Here is a 15,706-nt window from a genome sequence, read left to right as displayed (position 1 = left end):
GACCGCTCGGGGTGGGAGACGCATGGCACAGGCCGCGGACGCAGCGCGGACCGTCATCATGACCGTGGACGACGACCCAGGGGTGTCCCGGGCCGTCGCCCGTGACCTGCGGCGGCGGTACGGCGAGTCGTACCGCATCGTGCGTGCGGAGTCCGGCGAGTCCGCGCTGGACGCGCTGCGGGAGCTGAAGCTGCGCGGTGATCTGGTGGCGGTGATCCTGGCCGACTACCGGATGCCGCAGATGAACGGCATCGAGTTCCTCGAACAGGCCCTGGACGTCTATCCGGGCGCGCGGCGCGTACTGCTGACCGCGTACGCGGACACCAACGCGGCGATCGACGCGATCAACGTCGTCGACCTCGACCACTATCTCCTCAAGCCCTGGGATCCGCCGGAGGAGAAGCTCTACCCGGTGCTCGACGATCTCCTGGAGGCGTGGCGGTGCAGTGACTTCCGGCCGGTGCCGAGCACCAAGGTGGTCGGTCACCGGTGGTCGGCCCGCTCGTCGGACGTACGGGAGTTCCTGGCCCGCAACCAGGTGCCGTACCGCTGGTACTCCACCGAGGAACCCGAGGGGCAGCGGCTGCTCGCGGCCTGCGGGCAGGACGGGCAGCGGCTGCCGGTCGTGATCACAGCGGACGGTACGGCGCTCGTCGAGCCGGAAGTGCCGGAGCTGGCCGCACGGGTGGGGCTGGCGACGACGCCCACGGCCGACTTCTACGACCTCGTCGTCATCGGCGGCGGGCCGGCCGGGCTGGGCGCCGCCGTGTACGGGGCCTCGGAGGGGTTGCGGACCGTGCTGGTGGAGCGGTCTGCGACCGGCGGGCAGGCCGGGCAGAGTTCGCGGATCGAGAACTACCTGGGCTTCCCGGACGGGGTGTCCGGCGCCCAGCTCACCGAGCGGGCACGGCGCCAGGCCACGAAGTTCGGCGCAGAGATCCTCTCCGCGCGCGAGGTCACCGGTCTGGAGGTGAGCGGCTCGGCTCGGCTCGTGCGGTTCTCGGACGGGTCGGCGATCGCCGCGCACAGTGTGATCCTGGCGACCGGGGTGTCGTACCGGCAGCTGGAGGCGCCGGGGGCCGTCGATCTGTCGGGGTGCGGGGTGTTCTACGGGTCGGCGCTGACCGAGGCCGCCGCCTGCCAGGGCCACGACGTGTACATCGTCGGCGGGGCCAACTCGGCCGGGCAGGCGGCGATGTACCTGTCCAGGGGCGCCAAGTCGGTCACGCTGCTGGTGCGCGGGGCGGACCTCACCGCGTCGATGTCGCACTACCTGATCCAGCAGATCGCCGAGTCGCCGAACATCTCGGTGCGGGCCGGCACGGTCGTCGAGTCCGCGCACGGCCAAGACCACCTGGAACAGCTGACACTGCGCGACACGGCGAGCGGGCAGACCGAACTGGTCGACGCGCAGTGGCTGTTCGTGTTCATCGGCGCGGCCCCGCTGACCGACTGGCTGGACGGAACGGTGCTGCGGGACGAGCGCGGGTTCATTCTCGCCGGGCCCGATCTGACCGCCGACGGGCGGCCACCGGCGGACTGGGAGCTGGACCGGCCGCCGTACCACCTGGAGACCAACATCCCCGGCGTGTTCGTCGCCGGGGACGCGCGCGCGGAGTCCGCCAAGCGGGTCGCGTCCGCCGTCGGAGAGGGAGCCATGGCCGTGATGCTCGTACACCGGTATCTGGAGCAGTCGTGAGCGGCCGACTGATGCCGTGCAGCCCCGCGGAGATCGGGGCGCTGTTCCTGTTCGAGAAGCTGACCGCCGCGCAGCTCGGCAGGCTGTGCAGCGAGGGTCGTGTCGAACTGTTCGACCCGGGGCCGGTGTTCGCCGAGGGTGACCCGGCCACCTGCTTCTACGTGATGATCGAGGGCACACTCGTCATGTCGCGCCGGGTCGGCGGCGACGACGTCGAGGTGAACCGCACGTCCCAGCCCGGGGTGTACACGGGAGCGATGCAGGCGTATCTCAAAGAGGGGACGCCGCAGAAGTACAAGAGCTCGATGCGGGTCACCGAGCCGACGCGGTTCTTCGTACTGCCCAGCGATATGTTCGCGGCCGTCATGCAGGAGTGGTTCCCGATGGCTGTCCATCTCCTGGAGGGGCTGTTCTTCGGTTCGCAGACCACGCAGCGGGCCATCGGGCAGCGTGAACGGCTGCTGGCGCTGGGCTCGTTGTCCGCCGGGCTGACCCATGAGCTCAACAACCCGGCCGCGGCGGCCGTGCGGGCCACGTCGTCGTTGCGCGACCGGGTGGCCCATATGCGGCAGAAGCTCGGGATCATCGCCTCGGGCCCCTACCACCGCGATGCCCTGAAGTCGCTGGTCGCCATCCAGGAGCGGACGGCCGAGCGGGTCGCCAAGGCGCACGCGCTGAGCCCGCTGGAGGCGTCCGACCGGGAGGACGAGGTCGCCGACTGGCTCGACGACCACGGTATCCAGGGCGGCTGGCAGATCGCGCCGACCTTCGTCCAGGGCGGCCTCGACGTCGACTGGCTGGAGCAGGTCGCGGCGGCCGTCGACGAGGAGATCCTCCAGGCTGCCATCGGATGGCTCAACTACACGGTCGAGACCGAGCTGTTGATGTCCGAGATCGAGGACTCGACCGCGCGTATCTCGCACCTCGTCGACGCCGCCAGGCAGTACTCGCAGCTGGACCGGGCTCCCTACCAGGTCGCCGACGTGCACGAACTCCTCGACAGCACGCTGCTGATGCTCTCGGGGAAGATGGGTTCGCGCGTCAAGGTCGTGAAGGACTACGACCGTTCACTGCCGAGGATCCCGGCCTACCCCGCCGAACTGAACCAGGTATGGACCAACCTGATCGACAACGCGGTCTCCGCCATCAACAGCGCGGGCGGGGAAGGGACGTTGACCGTGCGGACGGCAGCGGTGCACGACCGGCTGCTGGTGGAGTTCCGCGACACGGGCCCGGGGGTGCCGGCCGAGATCAAGGGCCGGATCTTCGACCCGTTCTTCACCACCAAGCCGGTGGGCGAGGGCACGGGGCTGGGGCTCGACATCTCCTGGCGGATCGTCGTCAACAAGCACCACGGCGACCTGAAGGTCGAGTCGGTGCCCGGCGACACCCGCTTCCAGGTGCTGCTCCCCCTCACCGCCGCCGACCCCGACCCCGATACCGACACAGCCGGGGCCTTCGACCCGGCTCAGGAGCCGTCATGACCAAGGACACCGGAATCGACCCCAGCGTCCCGCCCAGCGGTGCCGGATGCGTCGAGTGCGACGCCGCCGGCGGCTGGTGGTTCCATCTGCGGCGCTGCGCCCAGTGCGGTCATATCGGCTGCTGCGACGACTCGCCCTCGAAGCACGCCACCGCCCACTTCCGGGACACCGGTCATCCGGTGATCCGCAGCTACGAGCCGGGCGAGGCCTGGCTCTGGAACTTCGAGACGTCCGAACTGTTCGAGGACGGCCCGCCCCTCGCTCCCCCGGCCGCCCATCCGGCCGACCAGCCCACCCCGGGACCGGCGGGACGCGTCCCGGCGAACTGGGCGGAGACGTTGCGCTGACCCCTGGCCTGCCAGGGCTGTCAGTGGCGCGTGTCAGGATTCATCTGTGCCGCAGAACCTGTACAACACTCCACTCATCGGCCGGGACGACGAGCTGACCCGTCTCGCCGGTGTGCTGGATCGCGCCCGTCTCCGTGAGGCCCGTGCCGTGCTCATCGCCGGTGACGCCGGGGTGGGCAAGACGCGGGTGCTGGCGGAGGCCGCCGTGCGGGCCTCCGCCAGCGGGATGACCGTGCTCACGGGGCACTGTGTCGATCTTGGTGACGTCGGTCTGCCCTATCTGCCGTTCACCGAGATCCTGGGGGTGCTGGCGTCCGACGAACGGTTCGCCGAGGCGTTCGCCGCACATCCCGTGGTCGGGCGGCTGCTCGGTGGCGGCGCGGAGGACGGGGAGCAGGACGCCGGCGGGCGGCTGCGGCTGTTCGAGGGGATGGCCGGGCTGCTGGCCGCCGTCACCGAGGCCGCTCCGCTGCTGCTCGTCCTGGAGGACCTGCACTGGGCCGACCAGTCCTCCCGGGATCTGCTGCGGTTCCTGCTCAGCCGGGGTGTGCTCCAGGGGCCCACGGGCGGCGCGCCCGGCCACCGGCTCGCGGTGTTCGCGTCGTACCGCGCGGACGATCTCCATCGCCGCCATCCGCTGCGCCCGCTCCTCGCGGAGCTGGTGCGGCTGCCCGCCGTGGAGCGGCTGGAGCTGCGGCCGATGGCCGACGCCGAGGTGGCCCGGCTGGTGCGCGCCCTGGGCGAGGGGCCGCTGCCCGACACGACCGTGCGGCGGATCGTCGAGCGTGCCGAGGGCAACGCGTTCTACGCGGAGGAGCTGCTCGCGGCCACCGACGCGGAGTCGGGCGGCGTACCCAGCGGGCTCGCCGACGTCCTCCTCATCCGCTTCGAGCAACTGTCCGACACGGCCCAGCAGGTGGTGCGTACGGCCGCGGTCGCCGGGCGGCGCGTCGAGCACGAGCTGCTGAGCGACGCCGTGCGACTGCCTCAGGACGAGCTGGAGTCGGCGCTGCGGGAGGCGGTCGGACGGCAGCTCCTCGTCCCCGGTGAGGGCGACACGTACTCCTTCCGGCACGCGCTCGCCCGTGAGGCTGTGTACGCAGATCTGCTGCCGGGCGAGCGGTCTCGGCTGCACGGGGCGTTCGCTCGGCTGCTGGCGGGACGGGGCCGTCCCGCCGAGAGCGCGGCTGAGCGCGCTTACCACTACCGGGAGAGCCACGATCTGGCCGAGGCGCTGACAGCGTCGCTGGAGGCCGCCGACCACGCCCACCGCGTCGGAGCGCCCGCGGAGGAGCTACGGCATCTGGAGGCCGCCCTCGACATCTGGCCGGCGGTGGAGGCGGGCGCCCTGCCCACGGGCGAGGGCCTGGACACGGTGACGCTGATGCTGCGGGCGTCCGCCGCTGCGGCGCACGCCGGTGACTCGCATCGCGCGGTGTCGCTCACCCGGGCGGCGCTCGCCGGAGTCGGCCAGGACACGGACGCCGAACTCGCGGCACGCGTCCGCTACACGCTCGCCGACAACCTCATGAACGTCGACCACCTCGCGGCGGCGTTCGCGTACAGCAGCGAGGCGCTCGCCCTGATCCCGGCCGAGCCTCCGTCGCGGACCTGGGTGTGGGCGGCGGCCACCCATGTCATGGCCGCACGGCAGATGGGCGACAAGGACACCGCGCTGCGGGTCGCCCGGCAGGCCCTCTCCGTCGCCGAGGAACTGCAGGCCACCGACGCGCAGGCCGACCTCATGATCTCCGTGGCCGCTCTCGAAGCAGGGGGCCGTCGCACGCCCGAGGGCCGCGAGAAGCTCCGCGAGGCCCGTGAACTGGCCCGGCGGGCGGGCTGTTCGCCGGTGGAGATGCGGGCGCTGTTCAATCTCGCGATCGGCTGCTTCGAGTCCGGTCTGCTGGAGGAGAGCCTGCCGTGGCTCTCCGAGGGCCTGGACCGGGCCCGCCGTGCCGGTCTCCTCTCCTCGCCCTACCCCCTGGAAATGCGCTATCTGCAGTCCGTGGCGCTGTACACGCTCGGCCGTTGGGACGAGTGCGCCCGCGCGGCGGCGGCCGACTCCGAGGTGCTTCCCGCGGCTGCCGGTTTCGTGGCGGGGCCTTCGCTGTACGTAGCACTGGCACGCGGTGACCTGGGCGCCGCCGACCGCGCCCGGGCTCTCCTCGACGGCCCGTTCGACTGGATGGCCACGCTGGTCGCGGGCATCGTCCTCACGGACGCCGCCGCCCTGGCGGGAGACCCAGAGGCGGCCGTGGAGCGCGTACACGGCACGGTGAAGGCGCTCACCGACGACGCCGGGTCGCTCCCGGAGGCCGCGGTCCGGCTCGCCGCGCTCGCCCTGGCCGCCGTCGCCGACACCGCCGTCCGACTGCGCCGGTCCGGCGACGAGGCGGGGACAGCGCGCTGGACGGACACGGCGACCGAGCTGCTGGAGCTGGCCCGGTCCCGGGCGACGATCGGCCGCGACGGCGCCCCGCAGGGCCCGGAGGGTCTGGCCTGGCTGGCCCGTGCCGAGGCCGAGTGGGCACGGGCGACGGGCGGTCCCGAGACCGAGGCCTGGGAGCGGGCGGTCACGGCGTTCGGCTTCGGCGAGGTCTACGAACAGGCGCGCTGCAGAAGGCGGTTCGCCGAGGCCCTGCTGGCCGACGGCCGCCGTGAGGAGGCGACCGGCCAGGCCCGCGCGGCCCGCGAGACGGCGGTACGTCTGGGCGCCACGCCCCTGCTCAAGGAGGTGGACGCCCTGATCCGCCGCGGCCATCTCACGGAACCCTCCCCCGCCGATGATCCCGGGACCACCTCCACGCCCCTCACCGCCCGTGAGGAGGACGTCCTGCGGCTGCTCGCCCTCGGCCGCAGCAACCGTCAGATCGGCGAGGAACTGTTCATCAGCGGCAAGACGGCCAGCGTCCACGTCTCCAACATCCTGGCCAAGCTGGGCGCAGCGAGCCGGGGCGAGGCGGTGGCGGTCGCCTACCGCGAGGGGTTGATCCCGGCAACCCCGAAGGCGGCGACCACGGCGGAGCCGACGCCGGACCCACACTGACCTCGCACCCCTGCCCTGCTCTGGCCTGGCCTGCCCTGCCCTGCCGACTACTGATCCGCCCTGATGAAGGACCGGATCGCCGTCGCCGCCGCCCCGCGCGCCCACTCCTCGAAGGGCAGCGGCCGGGTCACCAGGTCGCAGCGGGCGGCGGAGCCGAAGGCGGTGGCGGTGAACGCGTCGCGGATCTGCTCGGCGAACAGGTCGTACGCGGCCAGTCCCTCGCCAGAGATGATCACTCGCTCGGGGCCGAGCAGGTTGGCCACGGTGGCGATGCCCCGCCCGATCGCCTCACCGGCCCGCGCGTATACCTCCCGCGCTCCGGGATGGCCCGCGTGGGCCAGGGCGACGGCCCCGGCGCTGTCGGTGATCCCGGTGCCCGTGACCTCCCGGACCCGGGCGACGATCTCCGCGTCCCCCGCGAACGCCTGAAGGCAGCCGCGCCGACCGCAGTGGCAGGGCGGGCCCGCCGGGTCGACGACGACGTGCCCGATCTCACCGGCCACCCCGTGCACCCCCGCGACCACACGCCCATGGACCACCAGCCCGCAGCCGATGCCGGCGCCGACGGTCACCACGGCGAAGTCGGACAGCCCCACCCCGGCGCCGAACCACTGCTCGGCGACGGTGAGCGCACGCACGTCGTTGTCGACCGTGACGGGCAGTCCCGTGGTCATGGCGGCGAGTTCGGCGAGCGGCACATCACGCCACCCCAGGAACGGCGAGTAGCTCACAGCGCCCTCGGTGCGGTCGACCTCTCCGGCGACCGCGATGCCGCAGCCGAGTACCGGAACCCCGAAGCCGTCCGCCTCGGTGAGCAGCTCCCGTACCAGCTCGGCGACGGAGGCCAGCACCGCCTTGGGGGCACGGGCGGTCAGCGGTATGTCCCGGGCGACCCGGACGCGGCAGCACAGGTCGGTGAGCACACCGAAGATCTCGCCGCCGGTGATCTTGATGCCGATGAACATCGCCCGGCCGCCCTCGACGCGTACGAGGTTCGCGGGGCGCCCCAGCCCGGGGTGGGTCTCGACGTCCGCGTCCTCGACCAGGTAGCCGGCGTCGATCAGCGGACGGACCGCCTTCGTGACGGCTGCGGCGGACAGCCCCGTGCGCCGGGCCGCGTCGGCGCGGGCGAGGGGGCCGTGGGACAGGACCGTGGTGAAGATCTGCGAGGCGGCCGGCGTGCGGGCCGGGAACACCTCGGCACGGAGGGTCGAGGGCATGGCCCGGAACCTAGATCGCTTATTTTCCCCTGTCAATGAAAGAAGCCTCGATGAGACGAACCATCTCCGCACAGGCATCTAGACTTGCGAAACGCCGACACAGGCATCCCGTTGACACATGATCCATGGTCTCGCTCGCTTCGCCGGGCAACGCCAGTTCCACGAACGTGAGGCACCATGCCGCTGATCTCCCACTCCCCGGACACCGGGGTCTGGCTGCTGACCACACCGCGCACGTCGTACGCGCTGCGGATCGACGAGACCGGCGCGCCGTGTCATCTCGCGTGGGGGCCGCGGCTGACCCTGGCGGAGGCGGGCGCGCTCGGCGCCTCCGCGCAGGACATGGCGAGCAGCTTCGAGGGCCGGCCTCCGGTGGGCGAGGAACTCCCCGTCGACGGCGGCACCCGCTACGGCCCGCCCTCCCTCCAGGTGCGGTACGCGGACTCCTCCCGCGGCTTCGAATGGGTACCGACCGGCCATCGCGTCCTCGAACCGGCTCCCGGGATGAGCGAGTTGGTGCTGGAGTTCCGCGACCGCCTCTACCCCCTCGACGTCGCGCTGCACTACACGGTCCGCGCCGACACCGACGTCATCGAACGCCGGACCGTGGTGCGCAACGCCGGCGCCGAGCACGTCGACCTGCTGCGCACCGACTCCGCCGCCTGGACGCTGCCTCCGCTGCGCGACTACCGGCTCAGCCATGTCACCGGCCAGTGGTCGGCCGAGAGTCAACTGCGGCGCGACACGCTGCCGTTCGGCGAGACGGTGCTGACCAGCCGGCGCGGTATCACCAGCCATCACGCCAACCCGTGGGTGATGCTCGACGCGGGCGAGGCGACGGAGGAGCACGGCCGGGTGTGGAGTGCGGCCCTTGCCTGGAGCGGGAGTTGGCGCATCACCGCGCAGCGCACCCCCGACGGGCTGGCCGGATTCACCGGGGGCGTCGGTCACGAGGGTACGAGCGTTCCGCTCGCGCCGGGCGAGGAGTTCACCACACCGGTGTTCGCCGGGCTGTGCACGGACGGCGGGTTCGGGGCGGCAAGCCGCGCCTGGCACACGTACACGACGGCCCATGTACTGCCCCGGGCCCGGGAGTTGGCACCGGTCCTCTACAACTCGTGGGAGGCCACCGGGTTCGACGTCGACGAGGCGAGCCAGAAGGCACTGGCCGAGCGGGCCGCCCTGCTCGGCGTGGAGCTGTATGTGGTCGACGACGGCTGGTTCGGGGCGCGGCGCAGCGACCGGGCGGGGCTGGGCGACTGGACGCCGACTCCGGAGCGCTTTCCCGAGGGGCTGGGTCCGTTGGCGGACTCCGTGCACCGGCTCGGGATGCGGTTCGGGATCTGGGTCGAGCCGGAGATGGTCAATCCGGACAGCGCGCTGTACCGCGAGCACCCCGACTGGGTGCTGCACGTCCCCGGCCGGGCCCGTACCGAGATGCGCAACCAGCTCGTCCTGAACTTCGCGCGGGACGAGGTGGCGGACTGGGCGTACGGCTGGCTGACCCGGCTGGTCGGGGACCACGGGGTCGACTTCCTCAAGTGGGACATGAACCGCGCCTTCGGCGAGTCGGGCTGGCCGGGGCAGCGGGACGGCAACGACCGGCTGTGGACGCGGTACGTGGCGAATCTGTACGGCGTCATCGACCGGCTGCGCGCCGACCATCCCGGGCTGCGGGTGGAGACGTGCAGTGGCGGCGGCGGCCGGGTCGACCTCGGCATCCTCTCCCGTACGGACCAGGCGTGGACGTCCGACAACACGGACGCCGTGGACCGGCTGGTGATCCAGCACGGCTTCGGGCAGGTGTATCCGGCGCGCGCCATGTCCGCGTGGGTGACCGACGTGCCCAATCAGCTCACGGCGCGTTCGGTGCCGCTGCGGTTCCGATTCCACGCGGCGATGTGCGGGCTGCTCGGTATCGGCGGTGACCTGACGCGCTGGTCCGAGGAGGAGCTCGCGGAGGGCGCGGCGCTGGTCGCCGAGTACAAGAAGGTGCGGCATCTGGTGCAGCACGGTGAGCTGTACCGGCTGTCGGGGCCGCTCGGCGAGGAGCCGGCGGTGGTCCAGTACGTCGGCGAGGACGCGGCCGAGGCCCTGGTGCTGGGCTTCCGGTACGGCCCTCGGCACGGTCTCCCGCGGATTCCGGTGCGGCTGCGGGGCCTGACGCCCGGCGCCCGGTACCGGGACGCGCGCACGGGTGCCGTCCACCACGCGAACGTGCTCGGCGAGTACGGGATGCGGCTCGATCTCGCGCCCGGCGACTGGTCCAGCACGGCTGTGCACCTGGTGCGCGTACAGGAGGCGTAGCGGCCTGTACCCCGGTCGGCCACCGCCGTCCGGGGAACTGCGGCGCACTGGCCGGGCGTTACAGGGGCAACGCCCCATGGGGCACGAACCACGACCCCAGGGCAGGCGCGATGAGTGAGTTGGTCCCCGGGGGCAACACGCCCCTTCCGGGCGGCACCCTCACGCTCCGGGTGCCGGGCCCGTTCGATGTGAGCGCGCTCGTGACGGACGACGGCGGCAAGGTCGGCGGCGACGACGACTTCGTGTTCTACAACCAGCCGACGGCACCGGGAGCCAGGCTGCACGGCGACACCCTCACCGTCGACCCGGCGGGCCTGCGCCCCGGCGCCACCCGCGTGACGCTGGTCGTCAGCGCCGCCGACCCCGGTACGGCACTGGGCGGGCTGCCCGCGCCCACACTCCACGTCACCGGCCCCGGCGGGCGCCCGCTCGCCCGGTTCACGCCGCCGCGCCCGCAGCGGGAGACGGTGCTGCTGCTGGCGGAGCTGTACCGGCGGGGCGCTGACTGGAAGCTGCGCGCGCTGGGCCAGGGGTACGCGGACGGGCTGGCGGGTCTCGCCCGGGACTTCGGGGTGGATGTCGCGGACGACGGTTCCTCGGCCGCGGCAGGGTCCGCCTCGGCGTCCCTCGCTACACCGTCACGCTGGTCCGGCGCCGCTTCCCGGTTGTCGGGCGCGGCCTCTCGGCTGTCGGAGGCGGCGGCTTCGCGCCGGTCCCGGCCGACGGGCAACCCGCCACCGGCCGGCACTGCCGGGTCGGTTCCTCCGACCGCCGCGTCTGCCGCCGGAGCGTGGCCCGGTTCGGGGTCGGTGGCCACGGCTGGGCCCGCCGAAGGCTTCCTCACCCTCGCCAACTCCGCCCGGGCCGCTGCCGGTTCACCGCCCGTCGCCCTCGACGCGCGGCTCTGCGCCGCCGCTCGGGCGCACGCCGCCGCCATGGCCTCGGCCGGCCGCCTCGGCACCGAGAGCCAGGACGGTACCTCCGTCCACCAGCGCGTCACCGCCACCGGGTACACATATCTGACCGTCGGCGAGCACCTGGTCTCCGGTCCGCGCACGCCCGAGGAGTTCGTCGACTACTGCCTGCGCACGGAGCAGGCCCGGCGCACCCTGCACGACCCGGCGTTCACCCAGGTCGGCCTGGCGTACGTCACCGGATCCCGCACGGGTGACACGTACTGGACCGCCCTCTGGGCCCGGCCCCTCATGCCCGGAGACCTGGCGAGAACAGCCGCCGAGGTCACGGAGCTCACCAACCGGGAGCGGACCCGGGCCGGGCTGCCGCCGCTGGCCACCGACGCCCTGCTCACCCGTGCCGCGCAGGCGCACAGTACGGACATGGTGGTCCGCGCGTTCTACTCGCACACCGGGCCCGACGGCAGCCAGCCGTGGGACCGGGCGGCCGCGGCGGGGTCCACTCGGCGGACGATCGGCGAGAACATCGCGTGCGGACAGCGTTCCGCCGCCGAGGTCGTGGAGGGCTGGATGAACAGCCCCGGGCACCGTGCCAACATCCTCAAGCGGGAGTTCACTCACATAGGCATCGGTTTCGCGGGCGGCGGCAAGGCGGGCACGTACTGGACCCAGCTCTTCGGCGCCTGAACACCCCGTCCGCCGGTCCACGCCCGTCTAGGGCTTGCGGGCGACGCCGCCCAGGGCGATCACCTCTCCGGTCGCGGCGGCCGACCCGGGATCCGGGCGCCAGTCGGTGATGGGCACGACACCGGGGGCCAGCAGCTCCAGGCCTTCGAAGAATCCGGCGAGTTGCCGGGGGCTCCTCAGACGATAGGGGGCCGCCCCGCTCTCGTTGTAGAGGCGGGTGGCCTCGGCGTTGGCCTTGTTGGTGTCCACGCTGTCGTTGAAGGCGAGGAAACTGCCCGACGGCAGAGCGTCCATCAGCGCGCGGACGATGGCCCGCGCCTCGTCGTAGTCGGCGATGTGCCCGCTGACCTGCATCAGCGTGAGGGCGACCGGCCGGCTGAGGTCCAGGGTCCGCGCCGCTTCCCGGAGGACGGCGTCGGGGTCGTGCAGGTCGGCGTCGACGTAGTCGGTCACGCCCTCGGGGGAGCTGGTGAGCAGGGCCTCGGCGTGGGTCAGGACGAGGGGGTCGTTGTCGACATAGACGATGCGGGCGTCGGGGGCCACCCGCTGGGCGATCTCATGGGTGTTGTCAGCCGTGGGCAGGCCGGTGCCGATGTCGAGGAACTGCCGGATCCCGGCCTCGCCGGCCAACCGGCGCACGGCGCGGCCGAGGAAGGCGCGGGAGCCTCCGGCGAGGTCGGTGATGCCGGGGAAGATCTCGCGGAAGGCGTCGCCCGCCTCGTGGTCGACCGGGTAGTTGTCCCTGCCGCCGAGCCAGTAGTTCCAGATCCGGGCCGAGTGCGGCACTGTCGTGTCGATCTTCTCCGGCGTCCGTGTGCCGGGGGCGGACGAGTCCTGCGTCACCGGGCAACCTCCTTGTGGGGAACCGTGGTCGGCCTAGCCTCACAACGTAGCGTCACCGGCACCGCCGCCGCCGGATCGCCAGGACACAAAGAGCCCTCCGGCCTCCTTTGGCCGGGTTCTGTCCTTTCCGCGCGTTCTCCTGGCGGAACGCGCACCCTGCGGGACACGATGCCCGTATGAAGGGTGACCTCTTTTCCAGTGAGTACATGGTGCAGCCGGCCACAGCGCCCGGTATGACCGCCGAGAACGCCAAGTCCATCAAGTACGCCGTCAACGGCGAGATGTTCGCCCGGCAGGGCGCGATGATCGCCTTCCGCGGCAACCTCCAGTTCGAGCGCAAGGGGCAGGGCGTCGGCGGCATGCTGAAGCGTGCCGTCACCGGTGAGGGGCTGCCCCTGATGGCGGTGCGCGGCCAGGGTGAGGCGTGGTTCGCGCACGAGGCGCAGAGCTGCTTCATCGTCGAGATCGACCCGGGTGACGTCTTCACGGTCAACGGCCGCAACGTCCTGTGTTTCGACGCGTCGTTGACGTACGAGATCAAGACGGTGAAGGGCGCGGGCATCAGCGGCGGGGGCCTGTTCAACAGCGTCTTCACCGGGCAGGGGCGGCTGGGGCTGGTGTGCGAGGGCAGTCCGCTGGTGATTCCGGTGTCGCCGCAGTATCCGGTGTACGTCGACACGGACGCGGTCGTGGGCTGGACGGCCAGTCTCCAGACGTCGCTGCACCGTTCGCAGTCCTTCGGGTCGATGATCCGTGGCGGATCCGGCGAGGCCGCCCAACTGATGCTCCAGGGCGAGGGGTTTGTCGTAGTGCGGCCCAGCGAGGTGACTCCGCAGAAGGCCCAGCAGCACTGAGGACGACCGCGAACCGGCGTCCCGGAACGTGATCCGCGTCGCACAGGCAACCTCCCCGCCGCGTTTCACGTCTTGATCGACGACACCGACGACAAACAGGCGCCGCCCCGGCCCGACCGGCCGGGGCACATTTTCGGCGCACTATACACACCATGTATACGCTGAGCGTATACCGAAAGGGTTGCATGTACGGCAAGGCATTCGCCCCGGAGTACCAGGGTGCGCTCACCAGTCTCTCGGTGAACTCCTCCCTGGTCGACGTACTCGCCGCGGGCACCGAGCAGTTGGCTGCCGCCGAGCGGGCCGGGCGGCGCGGCGAGGCCGCCCGATCCGGACTCGCGGTCGCGGAGGCGCACCGGCGGCTCGGGCAGGTGGGCGACGCCGACCGGGCCTGGAAGGCGAGTTACCGCGCGGCCCGGGCGGCCGACGACACCGCGGCGATGGCGTGGGCCCTGTGGAGCGGCGGCACGCTGGCCCGCCAGCGCGGCGCGTTCCCGCTGGCCCGGCGGCTGCTGGGGCTCGCGGCCGAACTGGGCGAGCGCGGCGGTGACATCGTCGTACGCGGATACTCGCTCGCGGGGCTGGCCGAGACGGGCCGTATCCAGGGCGACTACGAGGCGGTCGGCCGACTGCACGAGCAGTTGCTCGCCGAGGCGCGCAGGCGCGGTGAGGCGCGGCACACGGTGTGGGCGCTGGAGGGCATCGCGCAGATGCACCGCAACACCGGCTCGTACGACAGCGCGTACGCCATGTTCGAGGAGGCGGCCGAGATCTCCGCGCGGGCCGACGACCGGCGTGGGCACGCCTGGGCGTTACGTGGGCTCGCCGACATCGTGTCCGTGCGCGACGGGGACACGGAACGCGCCCTCGCCCTGCTCTCGGAGGCGGAGGAGAGCTGCACGGCGATGAACCTGTCGAGCGCGCTGGCCTACAACCACAAGATGCGCGGCAACGTCTACTACCGCGCCGGGCGATACTCCGAGGCCCGCGACCTGTACCTCCAGGCGCTGGCGGAGTTCCGCGCCATGAGCGAGCCGCGCGGCGAGGCGCTGTCCCGCCTCGGACTCACCAAGTCGCTGGCCCGCCTGGGCCAGGACCGCACAGAGACGGCCGCCGAACTGACCGAACTGGCCCGCGATCTGGAGCGCATCGGGCTGCGGCACGCCCGTGCGATGGTGGCGAGGGCACAGACCGAACTCGGCCTCGACACGGACCCGGGCACGGAGGCCGCGCGATGACGCCGTCGGCCTCCGAGGTCCTGGCACCGGCAGCCCCGTCCGTGCCCCGACTCCTCGAACGGTGCCGTGACCTGGTCCGTCCGGCGCTCACCGAGGCCGTCGAGCGGCTGCATCCCTGGCTGGGCGAGATGGCCGCGTACTCCTTCGGCTGGTGCGAGGTGGGCGGTGCGCCCGTCGACGCGTCCGGCGGCAAGGGCGTGCGCCAGGCGCTGGCCGTGCTCGGTGCGGAGGTGGCCGGCGTGCCCGGACCGTCGGGAGTCGCGGCGGCCGTGGCGGTGGAACTGGTGCACACCTTCTCGCTGCTGCACGACGACATCATGGACGGGGACCCGATGCGGCGCCGCCGCGCCACGGCGTGGAAGGCGTACGGCACCGGTCCGGCCGTGCTCGCGGGCGACGCGCTGTTCGCGCTGGCCGTGGAGACCGTCGCGTGGACGCCGGGCGGCCCGGCGGGGATGCGGCTGCTGTCGGCGGCGCTGACGGACGTGGTGTCCGGGCAGGCCGACAACCTGCTGTTCGCCGCCCGCCCGTGGAGCGGGCCCGAGCGGGTGCGACCGGAGGAGTACCGGACGATGGCCGAGCGCAAGACGGGCGCGCTGCTCGGCTGCGCGCTCTCGCTGGGAGCCGCACTGGGCGGCGCCCCGCCGGCGACGACGGCCGCGCTGGAGCGGGTGGGACGGCATGCCGGGACCGCCTTCCAGATCGTCGACGACGTGCTGGGCATCTGGGGCGACCCCGCCGTCACAGGCAAGCCCGTCCACGGTGATCTCCGGGAGCGCAAGAAGACGTACCCGGTACTGGCCGCGCTCGACGCGCCGGTCCCGGCCGCCCGGCGGCTCGCCGCGCTGCTGGAGTCGGTCGACGTGCCGGACGAGGCCCTCGCGCGACACGCGGCGGCGCTCGTCACCGAGGCGGGCGGCCGTACGGCGGCCCTCGCCCAGGCCCGACGGCACCTCGCCGCGGTCGAGAGCGGCCTGGCCGAGCTGCCCCTGGCGGGGCCGGCGGTCGACGAACTGCGGACGCTGCTGAGCTTCCTGGTGCGCCGCGAGCTGTGAGGCGGAAGGAGG

The 15,706-nt window shown here is 72.6% G+C and carries 11 protein-coding genes; 9 read left to right on the top strand and 2 right to left on the bottom strand.

Annotated elements, in window-relative coordinates:
• Positions 1-22 precede the first annotated feature (22 nt).
• Genes G3I71_RS01215 through G3I71_RS01200 form a run of 4 tightly spaced genes read left to right on the top strand, consistent with a single transcriptional unit; the run spans position 23 to position 6,576 of the window.
• Entirely contained in the window at positions 23-1,699 is a 1,677-nt protein-coding gene (locus G3I71_RS01215; protein ID WP_164311956.1) for an FAD-dependent oxidoreductase, read from the top strand.
• Positions 1,696-3,183, top strand: a complete 1,488-nt coding sequence (locus G3I71_RS01210; protein WP_164311955.1) for an ATP-binding protein — start codon at positions 1,696-1,698, stop codon at positions 3,181-3,183. Before G3I71_RS01215 ends, G3I71_RS01210 begins: the two co-directional genes overlap by 4 nt.
• Positions 3,180-3,530 carry a UBP-type zinc finger domain-containing protein gene (locus tag G3I71_RS01205; protein ID WP_164311954.1) on the top strand — a complete coding sequence of 117 codons (351 nt, stop codon included), beginning with the start codon at positions 3,180-3,182 and terminating at the stop codon, positions 3,528-3,530. Before G3I71_RS01210 ends, G3I71_RS01205 begins: the two co-directional genes overlap by 4 nt.
• A 46-nt stretch (positions 3,531-3,576) precedes the next feature.
• Entirely contained in the window at positions 3,577-6,576 is a 3,000-nt protein-coding gene (locus tag G3I71_RS01200) for a helix-turn-helix transcriptional regulator (protein WP_164311953.1), read from the top strand.
• A gap of 47 nt (positions 6,577-6,623) precedes the next feature.
• Here G3I71_RS01200 and G3I71_RS01195 read toward each other — a convergent pair whose 3' ends face one another.
• Complete coding sequence (locus G3I71_RS01195; protein WP_164311952.1) at positions 6,624-7,796, bottom strand: ROK family transcriptional regulator; 1,173 nt, start codon at positions 7,794-7,796, stop codon at positions 6,624-6,626.
• Positions 7,797-7,973: 177 nt separating this feature from the next.
• Between G3I71_RS01195 and G3I71_RS01190 the strand changes: the two genes are divergently transcribed.
• Both G3I71_RS01190 and G3I71_RS01185 read left to right on the top strand, forming a co-directional pair.
• Positions 7,974-10,103 (top strand): alpha-galactosidase, encoded by a 2,130-nt coding sequence (locus tag G3I71_RS01190; RefSeq protein WP_164311951.1) that lies wholly within the window; start codon positions 7,974-7,976, stop codon positions 10,101-10,103.
• Positions 10,104-10,213: 110 nt separating this feature from the next.
• The gene (locus G3I71_RS01185) at positions 10,214-11,704 is read left to right on the top strand and encodes a CAP domain-containing protein (protein ID WP_164311950.1); all 1,491 of its coding nucleotides are present in this window, start codon (positions 10,214-10,216) and stop codon (positions 11,702-11,704) included.
• A 27-nt stretch (positions 11,705-11,731) separates the two neighbouring features.
• Here G3I71_RS01185 and G3I71_RS01180 read toward each other — a convergent pair whose 3' ends face one another.
• Complete coding sequence (locus G3I71_RS01180) at positions 11,732-12,547, bottom strand: SAM-dependent methyltransferase (protein ID WP_164311949.1); 816 nt, start codon at positions 12,545-12,547, stop codon at positions 11,732-11,734.
• Between the two features lie 176 nt (positions 12,548-12,723).
• Here G3I71_RS01180 and G3I71_RS01175 point away from each other — a divergent pair, with 176 nt between their 5' ends.
• From G3I71_RS01175 to G3I71_RS01165, 3 genes are all read left to right on the top strand, one after another.
• Positions 12,724-13,401, top strand: a complete 678-nt coding sequence (locus tag G3I71_RS01175; protein WP_164311948.1) for an AIM24 family protein — start codon at positions 12,724-12,726, stop codon at positions 13,399-13,401.
• A gap of 185 nt (positions 13,402-13,586) precedes the next feature.
• On the top strand, positions 13,587-14,639 hold the full coding sequence (locus G3I71_RS01170) for a tetratricopeptide repeat protein (RefSeq protein WP_164311947.1): 1,053 nt from the start codon (positions 13,587-13,589) through the stop codon (positions 14,637-14,639).
• Entirely contained in the window at positions 14,636-15,694 is a 1,059-nt protein-coding gene (locus G3I71_RS01165) for a polyprenyl synthetase family protein (RefSeq protein ID WP_164311946.1), read from the top strand. Before G3I71_RS01170 ends, G3I71_RS01165 begins: the two co-directional genes overlap by 4 nt.
• The last annotated feature ends 12 nt before the right edge of the window (positions 15,695-15,706 follow it).

Source organism: Streptomyces sp. SID12501 (assembly GCF_010550245.1).
Classification (GTDB): domain Bacteria; phylum Actinomycetota; class Actinomycetes; order Streptomycetales; family Streptomycetaceae; genus Streptomyces.
Note: the sequence above shows the minus strand (reverse complement) of the source record. Positions and strands in the feature narration are given on the sequence as shown.